We start from the raw sequence: 22,469 nt of genomic DNA, 5'->3' as shown, positions 1-22,469 counted from the left end.
ATTGAACCCGATCGTGATGAAGTGGCCGGGCGGAGGAGGTCCGGGCGCACCTGATCTAGGGAGGAATCCATGACGAACTTTCTGACCCGTCGCGGGCTATTGAAAACCGGTGCCGTGACTGGCGCCGGTCTTGCTCTGCCGACCATCTTCACCTCGGGCGCAAGCGCCTTCACCAACGAACCCACGGGCGGCACCGTCACCCTGGGCTTCAACGTGCCCCAGTCGGGCCCCTATGCGGACGAAGGCGCCGACGAACTGCGCGCCTTCCAGCTGGCGGTCGAGCACCTGAACGGTGAAGGCGACGGCGGCATGATGCAGACTTTCAGCTCGCAGGTGCTGGAGGGCAACGGCATCCTGGGCAAGAAGGTCGAATACGTGACCGGCGACACCCAGACCAAGTCCGACGCGGCCCGTGCCTCGGCCAAGTCGATGATCGAGAAGGACGGCGCGGTGATGATCTCCGGCGGTTCGTCCTCCGGCGTGGCCGTGGCCGTGCAGGGTCTCTGCCAGGAAGCGGGCGTGATCTTCATGGCCGGCCTGACCCACTCCAACGACACCACGGGCAAGGACAAGAAGGCCAACGGCTTCCGCCACTTCTTCAACGCCTACATGTCCGGCGCGGCCCTCGCCCCGGTGCTTGCCTCGCAGTACGGCACCGATCGCAAGGCCTATCACCTGACCGCCGACTACACCTGGGGCTGGACCCAGGAGGAATCGATCAAGGCGGCGACCGAGTCGCTGGGCTGGGAAACCGTCAACACCGTCCGCACCCCGCTGGCGGCGACCGACTTCTCCTCCTACATCACGCCGATCCTGCAAACGGACGCCGACGTGCTGATCCTGAACCACTACGGCGGCAACATGGTCAACTCGCTGACCAATGCCGTGCAGTTCGGCCTGCGCGAGAAGATGGTCAACGGCAAGCAGTTCGAGATCGTCGTGCCGCTCTACTCGCGCCTGATGGCGCGCGGCGCCGGCGAGAACGTGAAGGGCATCTTCGGGTCGACCAACTGGCACTGGTCGCTGCAGGACGCGGGCTCCCAGGCCTTCGTGAAGAGCTTCGGCACCAAGTACGGCTTCCCGCCGTCCCAGGCCGCGCACACCTGCTACGTGCAGACCCTGCTCTATGCGGATGCCGTGGCCCGCGCGGGCTCCTTCAACCCCTGCGCCGTGGCCGAGGCCCTGGAGGGCTACGAGTTCGACGGCCTGGGCAACGGCAAGACGCTGTATCGTGCCGATGACCACCAGTGCTTCAAGGACGTGCTCGTGGTGAAGGGGAAGGACAACCCGACCTCCGAGTTCGACCTTCTGGAAGTGGTCGAGGTCACGCCCGTCGATCAGGTCACCTACGCGCCGGATCACCCGATGTTCTCGGGCGGCGCGCTCGGGTCCTGCAACGCCGGCGCCTGACGCCTGCGGGGCACGGGGTCGCGGGGGGAACCCTCCCCGCGACGGGCGGGGGCAGGACGCACCACCTGTCCCCCCTTCCCGTCCCGTTTCCGAGGGCCGCGCCTGACCGGTGCGGCCCCTCTCCCCCTACTTCCGCACGGCCGCCCGGCACGGGGCGCGCCGACAGAGCCAAGGTAGAGCCATGGACGCCATCATCCTCCAAATCCTGAACGGGCTGGACAAGGGCAGTGCCTATGCACTGATCGCCCTCGGCCTGACCCTGATCTTCGGCACGCTCGGCGTGGTCAACTTCGCCCATGGCGCGCTGTTCATGATCGGCGCCTTCTGTGCCGTGTCGCTGAACAAGCTGCTGAACCTGTCATTCGAGACCGTCGATCCGACGCGCACCGACTTCCTGGGTAACCCGCTGAAAGTGAAGACGCCCTATATCGAGGGATGGTTCGGACCGGACCTCGGCCATGCCATCATCGACTGGTCGGTGCCCCTGGCGATCCTTTTCTCGATCCCGATCATGATCGCCGTCGGCTTCATCATGGAACGCGGGCTGATCAAGCATTTCTACCGCCGCCCCCATGCCGACCAGATCCTGGTGACCTTCGGCCTGGCCATCGTGCTGCAGGAGTTGATCAAGCATTACTACGGCGCCAACCCGATCCAGACGCCCGCGCCCGATGCGTTCAAGGGCTCCTTCGACTTCGGCGCCATGATGGGCTTTGATCCCAACACCATCATCTATCCTTACTGGCGGATGATCTACTTCGCCTTCGCGGCGGTCATCATCGGCGGCGTCTTCGCCTTCCTGCAGTTCACCACCTTCGGCATGGTCGTCCGCGCCGGCATGGCGGACCGCGAGACCGTGGGCCTGCTGGGCATCAACATCGACAAGCGGTTCACCATCATGTTCGGCCTGGCTGCCGCCGTCGCCGGCCTGGCAGGGGTGATGTACGCGCCAATCAACTCGCCCAATTACCACATGGGCATGGATTTCCTCGTGCTGTCCTTCGTCGTCGTCGTGGTCGGCGGCATGGGGTCCCTGCCCGGCGCTGTCGCCGCGGGCTTCCTGCTGGGCATCCTCGAAAGCTTCGCCTCGATGAACGAGATCAAGTCGATCATCCCCGGCATCGACCAGATCGTCATCTACGTCGCCGCCATCGTCATTCTGCTTGCCCGTCCCCGGGGCCTTCTGGGCCGCCGCGGCGTGATGGAGGACTGAGCCCATGCTGGGACTGAACAAGAAAGACTTCACCCTGCTGCTGATCGTCGCCGCCCTGGTGGTGTTCGCCCCCTTCATCCTGAACCCTTTCCCCGCCGACAGCGCCATGGCGCAGTTCAACGCGGGCTATCCGGACCTGATGCAGCGGTTCGTGATCTTCGGGATCTTCGCCATCGGCTTCAACATCCTCTTCGGGTTGACCGGCTACCTTTCCTTCGGCCATGCGGCCTTCCTGGGCGTGGGCAGCTATTCCGCCGTCTGGATGTTCAAGCTGCTGTCGATGAACATCGTCCCGGCGATCATCCTCAGCGTCATCGTCTCCGGCCTCTTCGCGATGCTGATCGGGTATATCTCGCTGCGGCGCACGGGGATCTACTTCTCCATCCTGACTCTGGCCTTTGCCGAGATGTCCTTCCGCCTAGCCTATTCGGTGCTGACGCCGATCACCAATGGCGAAACGGGCCTGCAACTGACGCTCGACGACCCGCGCATCCTGGGCGAGACCGCAACGGCCACCGGCTCGATCCCCGTGACCAACTTCTTCGGGATCGAGATGCGCGCGACCGAGGTGATGAATGTCGGCGGCTGGTCCTTCCAGTTCAACAACGGCTACTACATGTGCGCCATCGTACTGCTGCTGGCCTTCTACCTGGCCATCCGCATCTTCCGCTCGCCCTTCGGCATGATGCTGCGGGCGGTGAAGTCGAACCAGCAGCGGATGAACTACACCGGCCTGAACACCAAGCCCTACACCCTGGCAGCCTTCGTCATCTCCGGCATGTATGCCGGTCTCGCCGGCGGCCTCATGGCCTCGATGGACCCTCTGGCGGGCGCGGAGCGGATGCAGTGGACCGCCTCGGGCGAGGTGGTGCTGATGACCATCCTTGGCGGCGCCGGCACCCTGATCGGCCCGGTCCTGGGCGCGGGCTTCATCAAGTACTTCGAGAACATCTTCTCGAAGATCAACGAACAGGTCCTGCACAGCTGGTTCCACGCCCTGCCCGACGGGATCGAGAACGCCGTGGTCTGGGTGCTGGAGCATTTCGTCGGCTCCGGCTGGCACCTGACCCTGGGCCTGCTGTTCATGCTGGTGGTGACCTTCCTGCCCGGTGGCCTCGTGGAAGGGGGGCAGCGTCTGGGCCGCCTCCTGCGCCGCAAGGATGCCGAGAAGAAGACCGCCACCCAATCCACCCCGGCCGAGTGAGGAGCAAGACATGGGTATTCTCGAAGTAAAGAATGTCGGCAAACGCTTCGGCGGCCTCCAGGCCCTCGGTGACGTGAACCTCAGCGTGAAGGAGAACACCGTTCACGCCATCATCGGGCCGAACGGGGCCGGCAAGTCCACGCTGCTGAACTGCCTGGTGGGCAAGCTGATCCCCGACACCGGATCGGTCATGTTCGACGGCCAGTCGGTGCTGGGCCGCACGCCCTACGAGATCAACCAGATGGGCATTTCCCGCGTCTTCCAGACACCGGAAATCTTCGGCGACCTGACGGTGATGGAGAACATGATGATCCCCTGCTTCGCCAAGCGAGACGGCGCGTTCAAGCTGAACGGCATCCGTTCCGTTGAAAGCGATGCTGAGATCCGCGACCGCGCCGAGGCGATGATGGAGGACATGAACCTGGCCGAGAAACGGCACATGCATTCGGCCTCCATGTCGCGCGGCGACAAGCGCCGACTGGAGATCGCCATGTGCCTGGCACAGGAACCGCGCCTTCTGCTCTTGGATGAACCGACCGCCGGCATGGCGCGGGCGGACACCAACAACACGATCGACCTGCTTAAGGAGATCAAGCAGAAGCGCGACATCACCATCGTCATCATCGAGCACGACATGCATGTGGTCTTCAGCCTGGCCGAGCGGATCACCGTGCTGGCCCAGGGTACGCCGCTGGTCGAGGACGTGCCGGAGAACATCAAGGGCCACCCCAAGGTGCGCGAAGCCTACCTTGGCGAAACGGCTGCGGCCTAAGGAGTTCGTCACTCATCCCGAAAAGCGGATGCCGGTTTTCGGACAAGATGAGTGAGAAAGGATAGAACATGAACGTCAAACCCGACTTCTCGAAGGGCAAGAACTACGCCGAGACCGCCCCCGCCTTCCTCTCCGTCTGGAACATGGAAAGCTATTACGGCGAAAGCTACATCGTGCAGAACATCAGCTTCAACGTGCACGAGGGCGAGATCCTGGCCCTGCTGGGCCGCAACGGCGCCGGCAAGACCTCGACCCTGCGGTCCATCGCGCGGATGAACAGCCCCCAGGTCACCCACGGGGAGATCTGGCTTGATCACCAGCCGCTGCACCGCATGGCCAGCCATGAGGCGGCGCAGGCGGGCATCGGGCTGGTGCCCGAAGATCGCTGCATCATCCCCGGCCTGACGGTGGAGGAAAACATCCAGCTGGCACAGATCGCGCCCCCCATCGGCTGGTCCGTGGACCGTCTCTATGACCTCTTCCCGCGCCTCGGCGAGCGCCGCAAGCAGGAGGGCGTGACGCTTTCGGGCGGCGAACAGCAGATGTTGTCCATCGCCCGGGCCCTGGCGCGCGACATCAAGGTGCTGCTGCTGGACGAACCCTACGAAGGGCTGGCCCCGGTGATCGTGGACGAGATCGAAAGGACCCTGCGCATCATCAAGGAACAGGGCATCACGACCATCCTGGTGGAACAGAACGCCGTGCGCGCGCTGGAACTGGCGGACCGTGCGGTGATCCTCGACACCGGCTCCATCGTCTTCGATGGCTCGGCCGCCGAAGTGCTGGGCAACGAGGAATTGCGCGCCGAATACCTTGCGATCTGACTCGTTTGTGAGACAGTCCTGACCGGGGCCGGCTTGTCCGGCCCCGGCGCGGGGCCTAGAACGACCCGCGATTAATCACGCGATGAGGAGCCCGTGATGACCAACACGACTTACCCGCCATCCGCCGACTTCGTGGCGAACGCCCATGTGGACGCGGACAGATACGCCGCGATGTACAAGGCCTCGATCGAGGATCCCGAGGCCTTCTGGGGCAAGGAAGCCCGCGAACGGCTGGACTGGATCGAGCCGTTTTCCACGGTGAAGGACACGGATTTCACGCTGGGCCAGGTCAGCATCAAGTGGTTCGAGGACGGGGTGATGAACGTCGCCCACAACTGCATCGACCGCCACCTGCCCACGCGCGCCAACCAGACCGCGATCATCTTCGAGCCCGACAACCCCGAGGATCCGGCGCAGCACATCACCTATGCCGAGCTGCATGAAAAGGTCTGCCGCTTTGCCAACGTGCTGCTGGCCCAGGGCGTGATGCGCGGCGACCGTGTCGTCATCTATCTGCCGATGATCCCCGAGGCCGCCATCGCCATGTTGGCCTGTGCCCGGATCGGCGCCATCCATTCCGTGGTCTTCGCCGGTTTCTCGCCCGACGCGCTGGCCAACCGGATCAACGACTGCCAGGCCAAGGTTGTCGTCACCGCCGACACCGCGCCCCGTGGCGGGCGCCGCACGCCGCTGAAATCCAACGCCGATGCCGCCCTGCTGCATTGCTCCGACAAGGTGCGGTGCCTGGTGGTGAAACACACCGGCGACCAGACCACCTGGATCCAGGACCGCGACGTCGACGTGAAGGCGATGATGGAACAGGTCGCCCCCGACTGCCCCGTGCGGCCCATGGGCGCCGAGGATCCGCTGTTCATCCTCTACACCTCCGGCTCCACCGGGCGGCCCAAGGGGGTGGTGCACAGCTCCGCCGGCTATCTGCTTTATGCCGCGATGACCCAGCAGCTGACCTTCGATTACCATGACGGCGATGTCTACTGGTGCTCGGCCGACGTGGGCTGGGTGACGGGCCATACCTATATCGTCTACGGCCCGCTGGCCAACGGCGGCACCACGCTGATGTTCGAAGGCGTGCCAACCTACCCCGACGCCAGCCGTTTCTGGCAGGTCTGCGAAAAGCACAAGGTCAACCAGTTCTACACCGCGCCGACCGCCATCCGCGCCCTGATGGGCCAGGGCGACAAATTCGTCGACGGCATCGACCTGTCGGATCTCAAGGTGCTGGGCACCGTGGGCGAGCCGATCAACCCCGAGGCCTGGAACTGGTACAATGACAAGATCGGCAAGGGAAAGCTGCCCATCGTCGACACCTGGTGGCAGACCGAAACCGGCGGTCATATGATCACCCCCCTGCCCGGCGCGACGCCCACCAAGCCCGGCTCGGCCACCACGCCCTTCTTCGGCGTGCAACCCGTGGTTCTGGACCCGACCGCCGGCACGATCATCGAAGAGACCAAATGCGAGGGCGTGCTGGCCATCGCCGACAGCTGGCCCGGCCAGATGCGCACCGTCTGGGGCGACCATGAGCGGTTCGAGAAGACCTACTTCTCGGACTACAAGGGCTACTACTTCGCCGGCGACGGCTGCCGCCGCGACGAGGACGGCTACTACTGGATCACCGGCCGGGTCGATGACGTGATCAACGTCTCGGGCCACCGCATGGGCACGGCGGAAGTCGAGTCGGCCCTGGTGGCGCATGCCAAGGTCGCCGAGGCCGCCGTGGTCGGCTACCCACATGACCTGAAGGGCCAGGGCATCTATGCCTATGTCACCCTGATGAACGATCAGGAGCCTTCGGACGAGCTGCGCAAGGAACTGGAACAGTGGGTGCGGACCGAGATCGGCCCGATCGCCAAGCCCGACCTGATCCAGTGGGCGCCCGGCCTGCCGAAGACGCGTTCGGGGAAAATCATGCGCCGGATCCTGCGCAAGATCGCCGAGAACGACTACGGCGCGCTTGGCGACACCTCGACCCTGGCTGACCCCTCGGTGGTGGACGAACTGATCGAGAACCGGATGAACCGCGGCTGATCCGCCATTATTCCTCTGAAAACAAGGCCCTGCGGCACCTGCCGCGGGGCCTTTCGCGTTTCCAGGCGGCCCCTTCAATGCCTGACCCCGGCAAAAAGTTCCCGAAACTTTTCCCGGAACTGAGGGCGGGGGATGCCGGTTGTGTCGGCAGGAAATGACACGACGGAAGAGGAGATCCGACATGACTTCGATCAAGACCCTGATGACCGGCGCCGCAGCCATTGCCATCGCCGCCGCCACCCCCGCCTTCGCCCAGATGGAAAACGACACCGACAGCTCGGTCGCCATCACCGATGACAGCGCCGAAGTGCAGGCCGAAAGCGATACCGCGATCGACCTGGACAACGACGGTGAACCGATGGGTGACGAGATCGCCGATGCCGCCGAGGAAACCGGCGACTACATCAGCGAAACCGCCAACGACGCTGGCGAAGCGATCAGCGAGACCGCCAATGACGTCGCCGAGAATGTCGACGAGTCGATGGACGACATGACCCCGGAGACCCTGACCGCCAGCACCCTGGTTGGCTATGAAGTCGCCGGCGACAACGGCGAAGTGATCGGCGAGGTCGACAACGTCGTGCTGGTGAACGGCGAAGAGATGGCCGTGGTCGGCATCGGTGGCTTCCTGGGTCTTGGCGAACATGACGTCGCCCTGCCGCTGAGCGACCTGCGCACCGCCACCTCCGCCGAGGGCGAAATCGAGATGCTGGAAGCCGAGGGCTACACCAAGGCACAGCTGGAATCGATGGCCGAGTTCGATCCGGAGAGCGCCGAAGAGGTCAGCGATGACGAGCCGGTGATGCTGGGCGCCTCCTGATCCGTACCGGATCTTGAAGCGATCATGACTGGCCATAGGCCAAGCGAAGCCGCCCCCCGGGGCGGCTTCTGCCGTTTGCAGGACGGGGTTTGCCGGCTGTGACCCACGTGCGTTCCACGGCTTTTCTCTCCCCCCGGCTTTCTCTATAGAGGTTGCAATCATAGGGCTTCCGGCGATGGAAGCAGGTAGATGTGACCGAGGGTGCAATGACCGAAAAGACGCATGACGCAGACGTGGCCTTCATTCAGGCTCTGGCAGAACTGCTGCGCGAGAACGACCTGACCGAGCTGGAAGTGAAGCGCGAATATGGCAAGGACGATCAGCTGAACGTCCGGGTGAGCCGCAAGGGCGAGGCCCCGGCCCCGGTCAGCTATGCCGCGCCGGCCCCGGCGCCTGCCGCCGCACCCGCCCCGGCCGCTCCCGCGGCCCCCGCTGCAGCGGCAGCCCCCGCAGCCTCGGAAGATCCCGCCGATCATCCCGGCGCCGTGACCTCGCCCATGGTCGGCACGATCTACATGCAGGCCGAGCCCGGCGCGCCGGCCTTCGTCAAGGTCGGCGACCAGGTGTCCGAAGGCGACACGCTGCTGATCGTCGAGGCCATGAAGACCATGAACCACATCCCCGCGCCGCGCGCCGGCACCGTCAAGCGCATCCTGGTCGAGGATAAGGCCGCCGTCGAATACGGTGCCCCGCTGATGATCATCGAGTGAGGCGAACCATGTTCGACAAGATCCTGATCGCCAACCGCGGCGAGATCGCCCTTCGCGTGATCCGCGCCGCGCGCGAGATGGGCATCAAGTCCGTCGCCGTGCATTCCACCGCCGACGCCGACGCGATGCATGTCCGCATGGCCGATGAAAGCGTCTGCATCGGCCCGCCCTCCTCGACCGAAAGCTACCTGTCGATCCCCGCGATCATCGCCGCCGCCGAAGTGACCGGCGCCCAGGCGATCCACCCGGGCTACGGCTTCCTGTCGGAAAACGCCGCCTTCGTGCAGATCGTCGAGGACCACGGCCTGACCTTCATCGGCCCCCGCGCCGAGCACATCCGGGTGATGGGCGACAAGATCACCGCCAAGGACACGATGAAGAAACTGGGCGTGCCCTGCGTGCCCGGCTCCGACGGTGGCGTGGCCAGCCTGGAAGAGGCGCAGAAACTGGGCGGCGAGATGGGCTACCCGGTCATTATCAAGGCCACCGCCGGCGGCGGCGGGCGCGGCATGAAGGTCGCGCATAACGCCAAGGAGATGGAGAACGCCTTCTACTCCGCCCGGTCCGAGGCCAAGGCCGCCTTCGGCAACGATGAAGTCTACATCGAGAAATACCTGACCACCCCGCGCCACATCGAGATCCAGGTCTTCGGCGACGGCAAGGGCCAGGCGGTCCACCTGGGCGAGCGTGACTGTTCGCTGCAGCGGCGTCACCAGAAGGTGCTGGAAGAGGCCCCCGGCCCCTGCATCACCGAGGAAGAACGCGCCCGCATCGGCAAGATCTGCGCCGACGCCGTGGCCGAGATCAACTATGCCGGCGCCGGTACGATCGAGTTCCTCTACGAGAACGGCGAGTTCTACTTCATCGAGATGAACACCCGCCTGCAGGTGGAACACCCGGTGACCGAGGCGATCTTCGGTGTCGACCTGGTGCGCGAACAGATCCGCGTGGCCGAAGGGCTGCCGCTGTCGTTCGGCCAGGATGACCTGCAGATCAACGGCCATGCCATCGAGGTGCGCATCAACGCCGAAACCGTGCCGGCCTTCGCGCCGCGCCCCGGCAAGATCACCGCCTACCACGCCCCCGGCGGCCTGGGCGTGCGGATGGACAGCGCGCTTTACGACGGCTACTCGATCCCGCCCTACTACGACAGCCTGATCGGCAAGCTGATCGTCCACGGCCGCGACCGGCGCGAGGCGCTGGCGCGTCTCGACCGGGCCCTGGGGGAGCTGATCGTGGATGGCGTGGAAAACACCGTGCCGCTGTTCGAGATGTTGCTGGGCGAGGAAGAAATCCTGACCGGCGATTACAACATCCACTGGCTGGAAGACTGGCTTGAGAGGACCTTCAAGCCCTGAACGCCGGCTTTCATATCGGCGCAGAGCGGGGCCAGGGTCCCCTGCCTCGCTCTGCTTGCCTCTTCCCCGCCGCGCCGCTGCGCCCCGACGGAGGTCTCTTCCGATGAGGGATGACAGCGAAGACGACGGCATCACCCCCGATCTTCTGCTTCAGGCCTATATGTCCGGCATCTTCCCGATGGCGGAGGGCCGTGACGACCCCGAACTGTTCTGGGTCGACCCGCGCCGGCGGGGGATCTTCCCGCTGGATCGCTTCCACATCTCCCGCTCGCTGCGCCGCGCCCTGCGCCGGCCCGATCACAGCGTCAGCTTCGACCGGGATTTCACCGGCGTTCTGGACGGCTGCGCCGACCGCGCGGAGACATGGATCAACGACGAGATCGCCCGGCTCTACGAGGCGCTCTTCGACCGCGGGCAAGCCCATTCAGTCGAGGTCTGGGACGAAGATGGCGTCCTGATCGGCGGCGTCTACGGCGTCGCCCTGGGCGGGGCCTTCTTCGGCGAAAGCATGTTCAGCCGCCGCACCGATGCCTCGAAGATCGCGTTGGCCTGGCTGGTGGACCGGCTGAACCTGGCCAGCTTTTCCCTGTTCGACACGCAGTTCCTGACGCACCACCTGGCCTCCCTCGGGGCCATCGAGGTGCCCCGGGCGGTCTATCATGCGCAACTGTCAGAGGCCCTGCTGCTGAACGCGAATTTCGCCGCTGTCGGGCCACAGGATGTCGATGGACTGCTGGCCCGGCACGACGCCCGGGCCGCGCGAGAGCGCGGCTGACCGCGCCCTTCCCCGGGTCAGTCGACCGGCTGATCCGGATCCAGCTCGGGCGCGGGCTCCGCCTCCGGCACCACGGCATCAGGCGTCGTGTCCACGCCCGCGGGCAGGACGCAATGCAGCACCCAGATGTCGTAGCGGAAGTGATCCAGCGCGTTGAGCGCCGGGGAGGAGGCGACCATCCAGCCCTCGAAGATCGGCCCGGTGTCCTCCTCGGCCCGCATGTCGCGGATGGTGAGGAAGGCGAAGGCGTCGCCCGCCGGGTTGTTTTCCGGGTATCGGCAATCGCGCAGCGTAACCTCCAGGGAGCCGACCTGCCCGGTCTCGCCGGTGGCCAGTTCCAGGTCCTCGGTGCTGGCGTTGATCTTGTCCAAGCCGCGCAGCATGGCGCCGGTGCCGGGGGCCACGGCCTCCTGCGCCGCCAGGGGGCCTGCCAGCATCATCGCCAGGGGCAGCAGAAACAGGGTGCGTCGCATCATTCCTCCGAATCCCCGGCCACGAATTGCAGCAACAGGGAAATCAGGCTGACCGAGCCCTGGGTATCCAGGATCTCGTCGCCAGCCGCATAGTTGAAGGGCGAGCCGCCCGGCAGGATCTCGACGTAGTTGCCGCCCAGAAGACCCTCCGATGAAATCGCCACCTGGCTGTCATCGGGGATTTCAACGCCCTCGCGCAAGGTGAAGCCGACATTGGCGCGGAAGGTGGCGGGATCCAGCTCCAGCCCGGTGACGGTGCCGACGCGGACGCCGGCCAGCCGCACGTCGGTGCCGGTACTGACCCCTTCGGCAGAGCGGAAGGAGGCGCTGAGGGGATAGGTCCCGCCGCCCGATCCGCCCAGGTCCACGACGCGGGATCCATAGGCCAGGAAGGCGGCGGCGATCAGCAGCACCAGCGCACCGGTGACGATCTCGATCCTGTTGTTCGACATGGGTGCGGGCCTTCCCGTTCTGGTGGCGCCCGGCTGGCCTGGGCAGGCCGCCGTGGCCCGATATGCGGGGCAGCAGCCGTGCTGCCCCCTATCCGTTCGTCCCTGTTCCGGGACCGATCACGATGACACCGCGCAGGGGCGGTGCGGGCTTATTCCGGGCTCCAGGCCTCGTAGTCCGCGCGGGCGGCGGGTTCCGGGCGACGGATCGAGCCTGCGGGGGCATAGGCCAGCATGGTGCCGGTCAGGTTCTCGTGGTGGGGTTTTTCCCAGGACTTGTGCGCCAGCGGCTTCGACGCGGGCATCTCGTCAAAGGTGTGATGCAGCCAGCCATGCCAGTCGGGGGAAATGCGGCTGGCCTCGGCCTCGCCGTTGAAGATCACCCAGCGGCGTTTGCCGTCAGCGGTCTGGTAGAAGACATTGCCCTGATCGTCTTCGCCGACCTTCTTGCCCTTGCGGCTGGTGTAGAGCGACGTGTTCAGGGTGGAACCGTTCCACCAGGTCACGGCGCGCAGAAGCGAATTCAGAATGCCCATCGAAGCCTCCGGTCAGTGTTGCTACCGATATGGCGCATTCCGCGGCCAAGGTCCAGTGCGTCCCGCAGCCCGGGCGGGTACGGAACGCCTGAAATTGTTCGCTTTGCCGTGATTGGTTCAGCCAGGCAACAGGGCCGTCACTTCGATCTCGATGCGGTATTTCGGGTCGATCAGGTTGCATTCGATCATCGTCGCCGCCGGGGGATTCGCCCCGAAGACTTCGGTCAGGACCGGCCAGCAGGCCTCGAACTCCGCCGCGTCGGGCAGGTAGTAGTGCACCCGCATCACGTCGGCGAAGCTGGCCCCGGCCTCGGCCAGGGCGCCGCCGATCACCTCCAGCGCTGCGCGGCACTGGTCGACGACGGTGTCGCCCGCTCCCACGGTGCCCGACACATGGACGAAGCCACCGCCCACGGTGGCGCGGCAATAGCCGATCTTGGCCTCGAACGGGCCGCCGGAGAAAATACGCTTGATGGTCATCGCCACCTCCTGGTTGAAACGCGGCGACATTCGAGCCAGGAGAGGGCGCGCTCAAGCCCCTCCCCTGTGCGAGGGGGCGGAGGTCGCCTGGGGCGATTGCGCGAAAAGAGAAAGGCCAGCCCCAGGGGGACCGGCCTGATCTTCACAAAAGGGCGGCGGGATCAGCCCGCGGTCGCCTCTTCCTTCTTGTTCTCGGCGTAGATCATCAGCGGCGCGGCATCGGCCGTGACGGCCTCTTCGTTCACCACGACCTCGGTCACGTCTTCCATGCCGGGCAGATCGAACATCGTGTCGAGCAGGATGTCTTCGAGGATCGAGCGCAGGCCCCGGGCGCCGGTCTTGCGTTCGATGGCCTTCTTGGCGATCGCGGTCAGCGCGTCGTCGGTGAAGGTCAGCTCTGCGTCTTCCAACTCGAACAGGCGCTGGTATTGCTTCACCAGAGCGTTCTTCGGCTCGGTCAGGATGGTGACCAGCGCCTCGGCGTCCAGATCTTCCAGCGTCGCCAGGACCGGCAGACGACCGACGAATTCCGGGATCAGGCCGAACTTCAGCAGATCCTCGGGTTCCAGATCCTGGAAGATCTCGCCCACGCCGCGTTCATCGTTGTCCCGCACATCGGCGCCAAAACCCATGGCAGAACCCTTGCCGCGCGCCGCGATGATCTTGTCGAGGCCGGCGAAGGCGCCGCCGCAGATGAACAGGATGTTCGTGGTGTCGACCTGCAGGAATTCCTGCTGCGGATGCTTGCGCCCACCCTGTGGCGGCACGGAGGCAACGGTGCCTTCCATCAGCTTCAGCAGGGCCTGCTGCACGCCCTCGCCCGAGACGTCGCGGGTGATCGAGGGGTTCTCCGACTTGCGGGTGATCTTGTCGACCTCGTCGATGTAGACGATGCCGCGCTGCGCCTTCTCGACGTTGTATTCCGACGCCTGAAGCAGCTTCAGGATGATGTTTTCCACGTCCTCGCCCACGTAACCGGCTTCGGTCAGTGTGGTCGCATCGGCCATGGTGAAGGGCACATCGAGGATCCGCGCCAGCGTCTGCGCCAGCAGGGTCTTGCCGCAGCCCGTCGGGCCGATCAGCAGGATGTTCGACTTCGCCAATTCGATGTCCCCGCCGCTTTTCGCGGCGTGGTTGAGGCGCTTGTAGTGGTTGTGCACGGCCACGGAGAGCACGCGCTTGGCCGTCATCTGGCCGATCACGTAGTCGTCCAGGACGCCGCAGATCTCTTTCGGAGTGGGCACGCCTTCGGAGGATTTCAGCCCGGTGGACTTGGTTTCCTCGCGGATGATGTCCATGCAGAGTTCGACGCATTCGTCACAGATGAACACGGTCGGACCCGCAATCAGCTTGCGCACCTCATGCTGGCTTTTGCCGCAGAAGCTGCAATAAAGCGTGTTCTTGCTGTCTCCGCCTGAATTCGTGGCCATGCTCTTTACCTTTCGCCCGTTCGGGCCCTGATGCGTTCACCGGAACTGCTCCTCCAGCCGGATCTGCCCCTCCTGATTGAACCAGACTAGGACGTCACCTGCGGAGCGACAACACGGAAATTGAACGCGCGCCCCGTCCCGCGTTGCAGGCCGGGGCCGAGGCCGATTTACTCGGCAGTCTCTTCTTTGCCCGCGCGGCTTTCGACGATCTCGTCGATGAGGCCCCAGTCCTTGGCCTCCTGCGCGCTCATGAAGTTGTCACGCTCCAGCGCGTCGACAACCGTTTCGTAGTCCTGGCCGGTGTGCTTCACGTAGATCCGGTTCAGACGTTCCTTCAGCCGCTCGGTGTGGCGGGCGTGGATCAGGATGTCCGTCGCCTGGCCCTGGTAGCCACCGGAGGGCTGGTGCACCATCACTTCCGAGTTGGGCAGCGCGAAGCGCATGCCGGCTTCACCGCCGGCCAGCAGCAGCGAGCCCATGGAGGCCGCCTGGCCCACGACCAGGGTCGAGACCTTCGGCTTGATGTACTGCATCGTGTCGTAGATCGACAGGCCGGAGGTGACGACGCCACCCGGGCTGTTGATGTACATCGAGATTTCCTTCGACGGGTTCTCGGCTTCGAGGTGCAGCAGCTGCGCCACGATCAGCGAGGACATGCCGTCATGCACCGGGCCGGAGAGGAAGATGATCCGCTCCTTCAGCAGGCGCGAGAAGATGTCGTAGGCCCGTTCCCCGCGGCTGGTCTGTTCGACCACCATCGGCACGAGATTGTTCATGTAAAACTCAACCGGATCTTTCATCTGTGCCCTGCCCTGTAGTCACTTCTGCGGTCGTTTCGATCCCTATCGACCGAACCCTAACAGAGTCTTAGTGATCGTCCGGATCGGCTGCAAGGGCGGGGGCCGAAAATGCATGCTCAGCCTTAACGGCCTGCCGCCCTGCGGGCAGGTCCCGATTGGCTCGTGTTAAGCCCCCTGCGCAAGCGTCATTTCCTCGTCACCCGACCTGCGCTATCACGGGCCGAACAGCCGGAGAGGACAGATGCCCCGTTTCGCCCGATATGCCGTCTACTATGCCCCCGAACCCGGGCCCCTGGCCGATTTCGGTGCCGCCTGGCTGGGCTGGGACATTGCCACCGGCACGGAGGTTGGCCACCCCGACCTGCCCGGCCTGCCCCGCCCGGTGGCGGACCTGACGGCGACGCCGCGCAAGTACGGCTTTCACGGCACCGTGAAACCGCCCTTCCGCCTGGCCAAGGGCCATGACGCCGAAGGCCTGGAGCACGCGGCCGAACATCTCGCCACCCGGCTGGAGCCGGTGACGCTGGACGGCCTGGCGCTGACCCGGCTGGGCAGCTTCCTGGCGCTGACCCCGCAGGGCGACAAGGGCCAGATCGCGGCCCTGACCGCGCTGGCCTCGGAAACCGTGCAGGGGCTGGATGCCTTCCGCGCCCCAGCCCCGCAAAGCGAGTTGGACAAGCGCCGCAAGGCGGGCCTCAGCCCCCGGCAGGAGGCACTGTTGCAGCAATGGGGCTATCCATACGTAATGGAGGAATTCCGCTTTCACCTGACGCTGACGGGCAAGTTGTCGGGCGTCGATGCGGGCCGGGTCGAGGAGGCGCTGCGCCCGGCGCTAGCGCCGGTCCTGCCCGCCCCCTTCCGCATCGAAAGCCTGAGCCTCTGCGGCGAGGATGACGAAGGCCGTTTCCACCTGGTGCGGCGCCTCCCCCTGCTGGGCTGACGCCCCAAAGGTCCGCAGGCTCCGCAGCACATCGCAGCGGCCTGCGTCAGTCAGGGAAGCGCATCATGCCTTCCTGCGCGACCGAGGCCACCAGCCGCCGGTCGCGGGTATAGACCTGGCCAAGCGCCATGCCCCGGGCGCTGCCGGTCCAGGGGCTCTGGATGCAGTAGAGCAGCCAGTCATCCATGCGGAAATCCCCATGGATCCAAAGTGCGTGATCCAGCGAGGCCACCTTGGCCCCCTCGTCCAGCCAGGCCCGGCCATGGGCCGTCAGCGCGCCCTGGATCAGGCCCAGATCCGAGGTATAGGCCAGCGCTGCGCGATGGATGATCGGATCATCGCAGAGCGGGAAACGGGTCCGCATCCAGCGGTACTGCACGCCCCGGCGGGGCGTCATGTCAAAGGGCGGCGTGGGGCCGACCGGGCGCACCTCGATGGGGCGGTTGAGGCGCAGGAACTCCATCACCTCGGGGGCCACGGCGCCGGGATGGCGCTCGGCCAGCTGCAGCTCGTTCTCCAGCTCCTCGGGATCGGGGATATCGTGGGGGAAGGCATCCTCATGCGCCAGCCCGTCGCTCTCGACCTGGAAGGAGGCGGTGAGGTTCAGGATCGGCTTGCCGTTCTGCACCGCCACCACCCGGCGGTTGGAGAAGCTGCGCCCGTCCATGTCGCGCGCCACGCGGTAAAGCACGGGTTCATCCGCCTTGCCGGGGCGCAGGAAATAGGCGTGAAGCGAGTGGTTGGCGCGCCCCGCCTCCACCGTGCGGGTGGCCGACATCAGCGCCTGGGCAATCACCTGCCCGCCGAAACTGCGGCCGCGTCCACCGGGCGTGGCGATGCCGCGATAATAGTCCTCCTCGATCCGTTCGACGTCGAGGATCGGGGTCAGGATGTCGGCTTCGGGGCCGTCGGAGAGGCGGTCGGGCTGAGAGGGCGTCTGGGTCATTCGGCGTGCAATCCGCTTTCCTGGGTCTGTCCGGTTTGGGCCAGACCATCGCGAAACCGGCGCGGATTGCAAGCCGAAGTGCCCTCAGCCCGCCGCCAGGCCGCGCCGGCGGGGCGCCGCGTCCCAGGCGGTGATGCCAAGGACCAGCAGGCCCGCACCCGACAGGCTGGCGCCTACCAGGCCGACCGACGGCCAGCCGTAGCCCGCCGCCAGCGCCATGCCGCCCAGCACCGGACCGATGGCATTGGCCAGGTTGAAGGCCGAGTGGTTCAGTGCCGCCGACAGGGTCGGCGCATCCGAGGCCAGCGTCATCAGCCGCGCCTGCAGGACGGAGCTGAGGCCGCCTGAACAGCCCAGGATCAACAGCACCGGGGCGATCAGCCAGACGTTGCCGGCCACCGCCCAGAAGACGATCATCATCACCGAGGCCAGCGCCAGCGCCGCGGCCGCGGCGCCCAGTTGCGACTTGTCCGCCGCCCAGCCGAAGATGAACTGGCCACAGGTCATCCCGATGCCGAAGATCATCAGCAGCACCGGCACCACGGTTTCCGGCTCGCCCGCATATTCGATGACGATGGAGGCGAGGTAGGTGTAGATGCAGAACATGCCGCCCGTGCCGATGGCCCCCACCGAAAGGGTCAGCCAGACTTGGCGGCTCTTCAGCGTCGACAGCTCGCGCAGGGGGCTGGCATCGGCCAGGGCCTCGATCCGGGGCGCCAGCAACCGGACGAAGATCGCGCAACCCGCCGCCAGCGGCACCACGAAGGCGAAGGTCCAGCGCCAGCCCAGTTGCGCGCCGAAGACATTGGCCAGCGGCACGCCGATCACGTTGGCCACCGTCAGGCCGGTCAGCACCGAGGCCACGGCCCGCGCCCGCCGTTCGGGCGGCGCCAGCGACGCGGCCATCAAACCCGCGACCCCGAAGAAGGCGCCGTGCGGCAGCCCGGCGACAAAGCGCGAGGCGATGAACAGCGTCCAGTCGGGGGCGATGGCCGACAACCCGTTGGCCAGGGCATAAAGCCCCATCAGAAGCACCAGCAGCGACCGCCGTGCCATGCGTGCCGCCCCCAGGGCGATCAGCGGGGCGCCGACACAGACACCGATGGCATAGGCGGCGATGGAATGGCCTGCCACCGCTTCGGAGACGCCGAACTCGGCCGAGAAATAGGGCAGGATAGACATGGTGGCGAACTCGGCCACGCCGATGGCGAAACCGCCAAGGGCAAGGGCCAGCGTGACCAGCATGGGATGGGCGGCCGTCTCCTGTCGGATCATGGCGGGGCCTTTCGCAGCAGGGGCAGGCCCTGTTGCCGCCTCCGGGTCGCGCCGTCGCGGGTCGGAGGGCAGCAGCATGACCCGCGGATCTTTTCTGAAGAGGCAGCCGGGGAGGACTGCTACCGCTAACCTTCTGTCCCGCCCCCTGCCGCGACGCAAGCCCCCGGCGCGCCGCAAAGATGCATTCCGGATATGCACGGGCGCACATAGCCGTGTCCGAAGCAGGTCTTGGGCAGTAGTCAGGGGATGTAGGCGCTCAGACAGTCGCCGCAGATAAGCCATACCCGCTTCCGCCTTTCGGCGAAGCTCTCGGGGATCTGCATGTCGGGAAAATGGCCCTGATCGGGACCGGGTGACCGTCAGGTCAGCTTCCGGATGGTGCGGTCGAGAAGACTCGAACTTCCACGGGAGTTACCCCACAGCGACCTCAACGCTGCGCGTCTACCAATTCCGCCACGACCGCACGTGATCCGGTAGGTAGCGGGCGTATACCGAGCGGCGACGGCGATGTGAAGCGGAAAATTCGGGCGCTGAAGAGGTTTTTGCATGGGCGCTTGCAGAGCCTTCGCAGGCGCCCTGCCCGACCGGGGCGCTGCAGTTCTCCGGCGCGCCCAAGGCAAAGGGCCGCCCGGTGCGGACGGCCCTTCTGATCTTGCTGGATGGCCGGCCCCGTCGGCCCGCCCCGCATTATTCGGATATGGTGAAGCTGGGCAGCGCGGTCGGAACCACGGTCGGTGCGGTGGTCGTCTGCGCCGGGTTGGCAGCACCCAGGGCTGCGGCCCGCAGCAGTTCGACGCGGCCCGGCAGGCTGTCGCCGAAGGCCGAGGGCGCGCCGGCTTCCTGCGCCTCGATCGCCATGCGGTACCAGTTGGCCGCCGCGACGGGCGACGCGGTGGTGCCGAAGCCCTCGTTCAGGTGATGGCCCACCAGTTCCGCGTAGGCGTCCTGGCCAAGCGCGGTCAGCAACAGCGCCGACCCCAGGGCCACGCCCATCGTGTCGCCGTTGTAGCCGGAGTAGAGGCAGATGCGGGCGGTGGCCGCCAGTTGATCCGCCGTCATGCCCGAATTGGCCGCGTATTGCGCGACATTCGCCACGACCTGCTCGGCCGGGGTGGTGGCCAGGCTGCCCACGTAGGGGGCCAGCACCGGCTCGAAGCCCGCGCATTGCTGGGCGGCGGCGGCGGGCGTCAGGCCAGGCACCTTCTGCATCAGCTGTTCACCCGCGGTCTTGGCGTAGGTGCGCGAGTAGCAGAACTGCTCTCCCAGGGCGACCTTGGGGTCGGTCATGGTCGCTGCGGTGACGTAGCCGCCGTTGGAGCTGGTCATCAGGCTGACCTTCTCGCAGTAGCTGGCCAGCGAGGGCGCGGGCGCAGGGGCCGGCGCGGGGATGGCGAAGGTCGGCAGGGTCGCCGGAGCCGCGGGTGCAGGGGCCGGTGCGGGGGCCACGGCCATCTGCGTCTGCGGCGCGGGGGCAACCGGTGCGGGGGCCGGCGCGGCGGCATATTGCTGCGTCGCACCACCACCGGCCAGCGGATCGTTCATCCGGCAGCCTGTGTGGTCGCACTGAAAATAGCTGACCTGCACGGTGTTGGTGCGCTGCGGGTTCATCAGGTACTGGAATTGCCGCCGCTGATAGCCGTCGGAGGTGGAGACGAAGAGCATCGTCGTGCACTGGCTGGCGCCACACCAGAAGGTCGAGCCGGTGACGGCGGTATCGACGATGTAGTCGTTCTGCCCGTCGCCGTTCAGGTCTGCCGTCTGGATGAAGCCCGCGCGCTGCAGCAGCTGTTCGGGCGAGGGTTCGGTGCTTTCGGCGATCTCGTCCACCGCGTCGGAGACCTCGATCGGCAGGCCGGCATAGCCCATGCCGCCATGGCCGGAGCTGCCGGCCCCGCCGCGCCACAGCACCAGCAGGCCGCGCACGCCATCCTTCGAACGGTTCAGCGCCCGGGTCACGTCCGGGCCGCCGATCAGGGCGCGATTGTAGGAGGCCACCAGCGCATCCCGCTCATGCGGCTGCAGGCGGCCGGTGGCGGGATAGCCCATGTAGACCTGGTACTGGCTGATCGCGCTGCGCGAGCGCGAACCCAGCACACCGTCCGGCGTACCGGCGTTGAACCCGAAGTAGTTCAGCGCCGTCTGCGTTTCGCGGTTAGCGGTGCGGGTGGCCGAGGGCGCGTAATAGGTGGTCGTCGTCTTCTTGCGCTGCTGCGAGGCGCCGTTCATGATGGCGCCCCCGATGATGCCGCCGACGATGGCCGCGCCAAGGTTGTCGGCCATGGCCGCCACAGGTGCGGTCGCCAGAAGCGATGCAGCGATGGTGCTGCGAATAAGTTTGGAATACATGGAATAATCTCCCCAGATGGCAATCAAATCACGAGAACTTGACTCCATGTTAGACCAGACCCGTCCGTTTGGAGAAGCGTTTTGACGCCGAATAACGACAGTATTCATGACAATCCGAGCGATCCGCCGAACCAACGGCCGGGCGCACAGCCGATCGAATGGATCATCTCGCCCGGCCTCGTGGATTACGAAACGGCCCTGACCGAGATGGAAACCCGCGCCGCCGCCATCGCCGACGGGCGCGCGCCCGAGGCGATCTGGCTGCTGGAACACCCGCCGCTCTACACCGCCGGCACCTCGGCCCGGCGCGAGGACCTGGTGGACCCGGACAGGTTCCCGGTCTTCGACGCGCGGCGCGGCGGGCAATACACCTACCACGGGCCCGGGCAACGGGTGGTTTACGTCATGCTGGATCTGAACCGGCGCGGCCGCGACATCCGGGCCTTCGTCAAGGCGCTGGAGAACTGGGTGATCGCCACCCTGGCGGAGTTCGGCGTGCGCGGCGAGATCCGCGAGGGGCGCGTTGGCGTCTGGGTGCCCCGCCCGGAGAAGCCCCCCCAGGCCGACGGATCGGTGTGCGAGGACAAGATCGCGGCCATCGGCATCCGTCTGCGCCGCTGGATCAGCTTCCACGGCATCTCGATCAACGTCGAGCCGGAGCTGGAGCATTTCACCGGCATCGTTCCCTGCGGCATCGCCACCCACGGGGTGACCAGCCTGGTCGACCTCGGGCTACCGGTGACGATGGAGGACCTGGACGCCGCCCTGATGGCCACCTTTGACCAGTCCTTTCCGCCGCCACCGGGCTGACCGACGGCGCTTCGCGCCGGGGGCCGCTGCCGAAACCTGCGGCAGATCCCGGCGCAAGCGGGCCAAGTGACTGGAAAAATCCTTCTGCGACAATACGTCGATCTTTTTCCCCTGTGGCCCCCGGGACGGATGCCATAGAGAGGGAGGATGGGAACGCAGCAACCCCGGATCGGAGGACAGAGCATGACCCGATTTTTGATGACGGCAGCCGCCATTCTTGTCACCGCCAGCCCCGCCCTCGCCGATGTCGGCGACGCGGCAGCCGGCGAAAAGGAGTTCAGGAAGTGCAAGGCCTGCCACACCATCGCATCTGACGACGAGGTTTTCGTCAGGGGCGGCAAGACCGGCCCGAACCTCTATGGGGTGATCGGCCGCACCGCCGGCACCTACGAGGATTTCCGCTATGGCGACTCGATCGTCGAACTGGGCGAGCAGGGTCTCGTCTGGGACGTGGAGAACATCCAGACCTACATGACCGACCCGCGCGCCTTCCTGCAGGAGCAGCTGGACGATGGCGGCGCCCGCACGAAGATGACCTTCAAGCTGACGCGCGGCCAGGAAGACATGGCCGCCTACCTGGCCACCTTCTCGGACGACAGCGGCGAAGAAGAAGGCGAGACGGCCGAGGACTGATCCTCCACCGCCGCGACGCAAGACCCCAAAGGCCCGCCGTCAGGCGGGCCTTTGCATATGCGCCCTGCCCCGCGTCATCTCGCCGCGCCCCGACCGGCCCGCGCACCGTGCCCCCTCTGCCAGCCCCCTGAAAAGGCGCCCGAATCCGACGCCATCCCGCGTCACCACGCCGAAAAATTTGATCTGTATCAAACAGGCCCATTGTCCGATCACGCG

Annotated in this window: 22 protein-coding genes and 1 tRNA gene; 13 read left to right on the top strand and 10 right to left on the bottom strand. The window is 66.0% G+C overall.

Features of this window, described 5'->3' with window-relative positions; translation table 11 throughout:
* The first annotated feature begins 69 nt into the window (after positions 1 to 69).
* From LC066_RS13945 to aat, 10 genes are all read left to right on the top strand, one after another.
* Positions 70 to 1,410 (top strand): substrate-binding protein, encoded by a 1,341-nt coding sequence (locus tag LC066_RS13945; protein WP_085887343.1) that lies wholly within the window; start codon positions 70 to 72, stop codon positions 1,408 to 1,410.
* Between the two features lie 181 nt (positions 1,411 to 1,591).
* The gene (locus tag LC066_RS13940) at positions 1,592 to 2,623 is read left to right on the top strand and encodes a branched-chain amino acid ABC transporter permease (RefSeq protein WP_085887344.1); all 1,032 of its coding nucleotides are present in this window, start codon (positions 1,592 to 1,594) and stop codon (positions 2,621 to 2,623) included.
* Between the two features lie 4 nt (positions 2,624 to 2,627).
* Positions 2,628 to 3,827: a branched-chain amino acid ABC transporter permease gene (locus tag LC066_RS13935; protein ID WP_222478158.1), complete on the top strand. Its 1,200-nt coding sequence runs from the start codon at positions 2,628 to 2,630 to the stop codon at positions 3,825 to 3,827.
* A 10-nt stretch (positions 3,828 to 3,837) separates the two neighbouring features.
* Complete coding sequence (locus LC066_RS13930; protein ID WP_222478156.1) at positions 3,838 to 4,599, top strand: ABC transporter ATP-binding protein; 762 nt, start codon at positions 3,838 to 3,840, stop codon at positions 4,597 to 4,599.
* 68 nt (positions 4,600 to 4,667) lie between these two features.
* Positions 4,668 to 5,423, top strand: a complete 756-nt coding sequence (locus LC066_RS13925) for an ABC transporter ATP-binding protein (RefSeq protein ID WP_224900089.1) — start codon at positions 4,668 to 4,670, stop codon at positions 5,421 to 5,423.
* A 96-nt stretch (positions 5,424 to 5,519) separates the two neighbouring features.
* Positions 5,520 to 7,472, top strand: coding sequence for an acetate--CoA ligase (acs, locus tag LC066_RS13920; RefSeq protein WP_224900087.1), 1,953 nt, complete (start codon positions 5,520 to 5,522; stop codon positions 7,470 to 7,472).
* A gap of 181 nt (positions 7,473 to 7,653) precedes the next feature.
* Complete coding sequence (locus tag LC066_RS13915) at positions 7,654 to 8,292, top strand: PRC-barrel domain-containing protein (protein ID WP_222478150.1); 639 nt, start codon at positions 7,654 to 7,656, stop codon at positions 8,290 to 8,292.
* 206 nt (positions 8,293 to 8,498) lie between these two features.
* Positions 8,499 to 9,002, top strand: coding sequence for an acetyl-CoA carboxylase biotin carboxyl carrier protein (gene accB, locus LC066_RS13910; protein ID WP_224900085.1), 504 nt, complete (start codon positions 8,499 to 8,501; stop codon positions 9,000 to 9,002).
* Between the two features lie 8 nt (positions 9,003 to 9,010).
* Positions 9,011 to 10,360, top strand: coding sequence for an acetyl-CoA carboxylase biotin carboxylase subunit (accC, locus tag LC066_RS13905; RefSeq protein ID WP_222478147.1), 1,350 nt, complete (start codon positions 9,011 to 9,013; stop codon positions 10,358 to 10,360).
* A 103-nt stretch (positions 10,361 to 10,463) separates the two neighbouring features.
* A complete protein-coding gene (aat, locus tag LC066_RS13900) occupies positions 10,464 to 11,135 on the top strand; it encodes a leucyl/phenylalanyl-tRNA--protein transferase (RefSeq protein WP_224900083.1) in 672 nt (223 codons plus the stop codon).
* 17 nt (positions 11,136 to 11,152) lie between these two features.
* On the opposite strand, the gene LC066_RS13895 is transcribed toward aat, so the two are convergent.
* From LC066_RS13895 to LC066_RS13870, 6 genes are all read right to left on the bottom strand, one after another.
* Complete coding sequence (locus LC066_RS13895; RefSeq protein WP_318246718.1) at positions 11,153 to 11,611, bottom strand: DUF2155 domain-containing protein; 459 nt, start codon at positions 11,609 to 11,611, stop codon at positions 11,153 to 11,155.
* Positions 11,608 to 12,060 (bottom strand): outer membrane lipid asymmetry maintenance protein MlaD, encoded by a 453-nt coding sequence (gene mlaD / locus LC066_RS13890; RefSeq protein WP_222478140.1) that lies wholly within the window; start codon positions 12,058 to 12,060, stop codon positions 11,608 to 11,610. The genes LC066_RS13895 and mlaD overlap by 4 nt, the downstream gene beginning before the upstream one ends.
* Positions 12,061 to 12,209: 149 nt before the next feature.
* Positions 12,210 to 12,593, bottom strand: coding sequence for an NADH:ubiquinone oxidoreductase subunit NDUFA12 (locus LC066_RS13885; RefSeq protein ID WP_224900081.1), 384 nt, complete (start codon positions 12,591 to 12,593; stop codon positions 12,210 to 12,212).
* A gap of 117 nt (positions 12,594 to 12,710) precedes the next feature.
* Positions 12,711 to 13,073, bottom strand: coding sequence for a RidA family protein (locus tag LC066_RS13880; RefSeq protein WP_224900079.1), 363 nt, complete (start codon positions 13,071 to 13,073; stop codon positions 12,711 to 12,713).
* A gap of 161 nt (positions 13,074 to 13,234) precedes the next feature.
* Positions 13,235 to 14,503: an ATP-dependent Clp protease ATP-binding subunit ClpX gene (clpX, locus tag LC066_RS13875; RefSeq protein WP_222478136.1), complete on the bottom strand. Its 1,269-nt coding sequence runs from the start codon at positions 14,501 to 14,503 to the stop codon at positions 13,235 to 13,237.
* Between the two features lie 167 nt (positions 14,504 to 14,670).
* A complete protein-coding gene (locus LC066_RS13870; RefSeq protein ID WP_085887357.1) occupies positions 14,671 to 15,303 on the bottom strand; it encodes an ATP-dependent Clp protease proteolytic subunit in 633 nt (210 codons plus the stop codon).
* Between the two features lie 241 nt (positions 15,304 to 15,544).
* On the opposite strand from LC066_RS13870, the gene LC066_RS13865 reads away from it, so the two are divergent.
* On the top strand, positions 15,545 to 16,243 hold the full coding sequence (locus LC066_RS13865) for a DUF1045 domain-containing protein (protein ID WP_224900063.1): 699 nt from the start codon (positions 15,545 to 15,547) through the stop codon (positions 16,241 to 16,243).
* Positions 16,244 to 16,289: 46 nt separating this feature from the next.
* Here LC066_RS13865 and LC066_RS13860 read toward each other — a convergent pair whose 3' ends face one another.
* The 4 genes from LC066_RS13860 to LC066_RS13845 all read right to left on the bottom strand — a co-directional run bounded on the left by LC066_RS13860 (position 16,290) and on the right by LC066_RS13845 (position 20,810).
* Positions 16,290 to 17,189 carry an acyl-CoA thioesterase gene (locus tag LC066_RS13860; protein WP_224900060.1) on the bottom strand — a complete coding sequence of 300 codons (900 nt, stop codon included), beginning with the start codon at positions 17,187 to 17,189 and terminating at the stop codon, positions 16,290 to 16,292.
* A gap of 84 nt (positions 17,190 to 17,273) precedes the next feature.
* Positions 17,274 to 18,464, bottom strand: a complete 1,191-nt coding sequence (locus tag LC066_RS13855; RefSeq protein ID WP_224900057.1) for an MFS transporter — start codon at positions 18,462 to 18,464, stop codon at positions 17,274 to 17,276.
* A gap of 376 nt (positions 18,465 to 18,840) precedes the next feature.
* A tRNA-Leu gene (locus LC066_RS13850) sits at positions 18,841 to 18,927 on the bottom strand.
* A 224-nt stretch (positions 18,928 to 19,151) separates the two neighbouring features.
* Positions 19,152 to 20,810, bottom strand: a complete 1,659-nt coding sequence (locus tag LC066_RS13845; RefSeq protein ID WP_224900054.1) for a peptidoglycan-binding domain-containing protein — start codon at positions 20,808 to 20,810, stop codon at positions 19,152 to 19,154.
* Positions 20,811 to 20,912: 102 nt separating this feature from the next.
* Between LC066_RS13845 and lipB the strand changes: the two genes are divergently transcribed.
* Entirely contained in the window at positions 20,913 to 21,620 is a 708-nt protein-coding gene (gene lipB / locus LC066_RS13840) for a lipoyl(octanoyl) transferase LipB (protein ID WP_224900231.1), read from the top strand.
* 183 nt (positions 21,621 to 21,803) lie between these two features.
* Positions 21,804 to 22,253 (top strand): c-type cytochrome, encoded by a 450-nt coding sequence (locus tag LC066_RS13835; RefSeq protein ID WP_222478124.1) that lies wholly within the window; start codon positions 21,804 to 21,806, stop codon positions 22,251 to 22,253.
* Positions 22,254 to 22,469 lie beyond the last annotated feature (216 nt).

This window comes from Pseudooceanicola marinus (genome assembly GCF_020177265.1).
Classification (GTDB): Bacteria; Pseudomonadota; Alphaproteobacteria; order Rhodobacterales; family Rhodobacteraceae; genus Pseudooceanicola; species Pseudooceanicola marinus_A.
The sequence above is the reverse complement of the archived record's forward strand: the minus strand, read 5'-3'. Positions and strand labels throughout refer to the sequence as shown.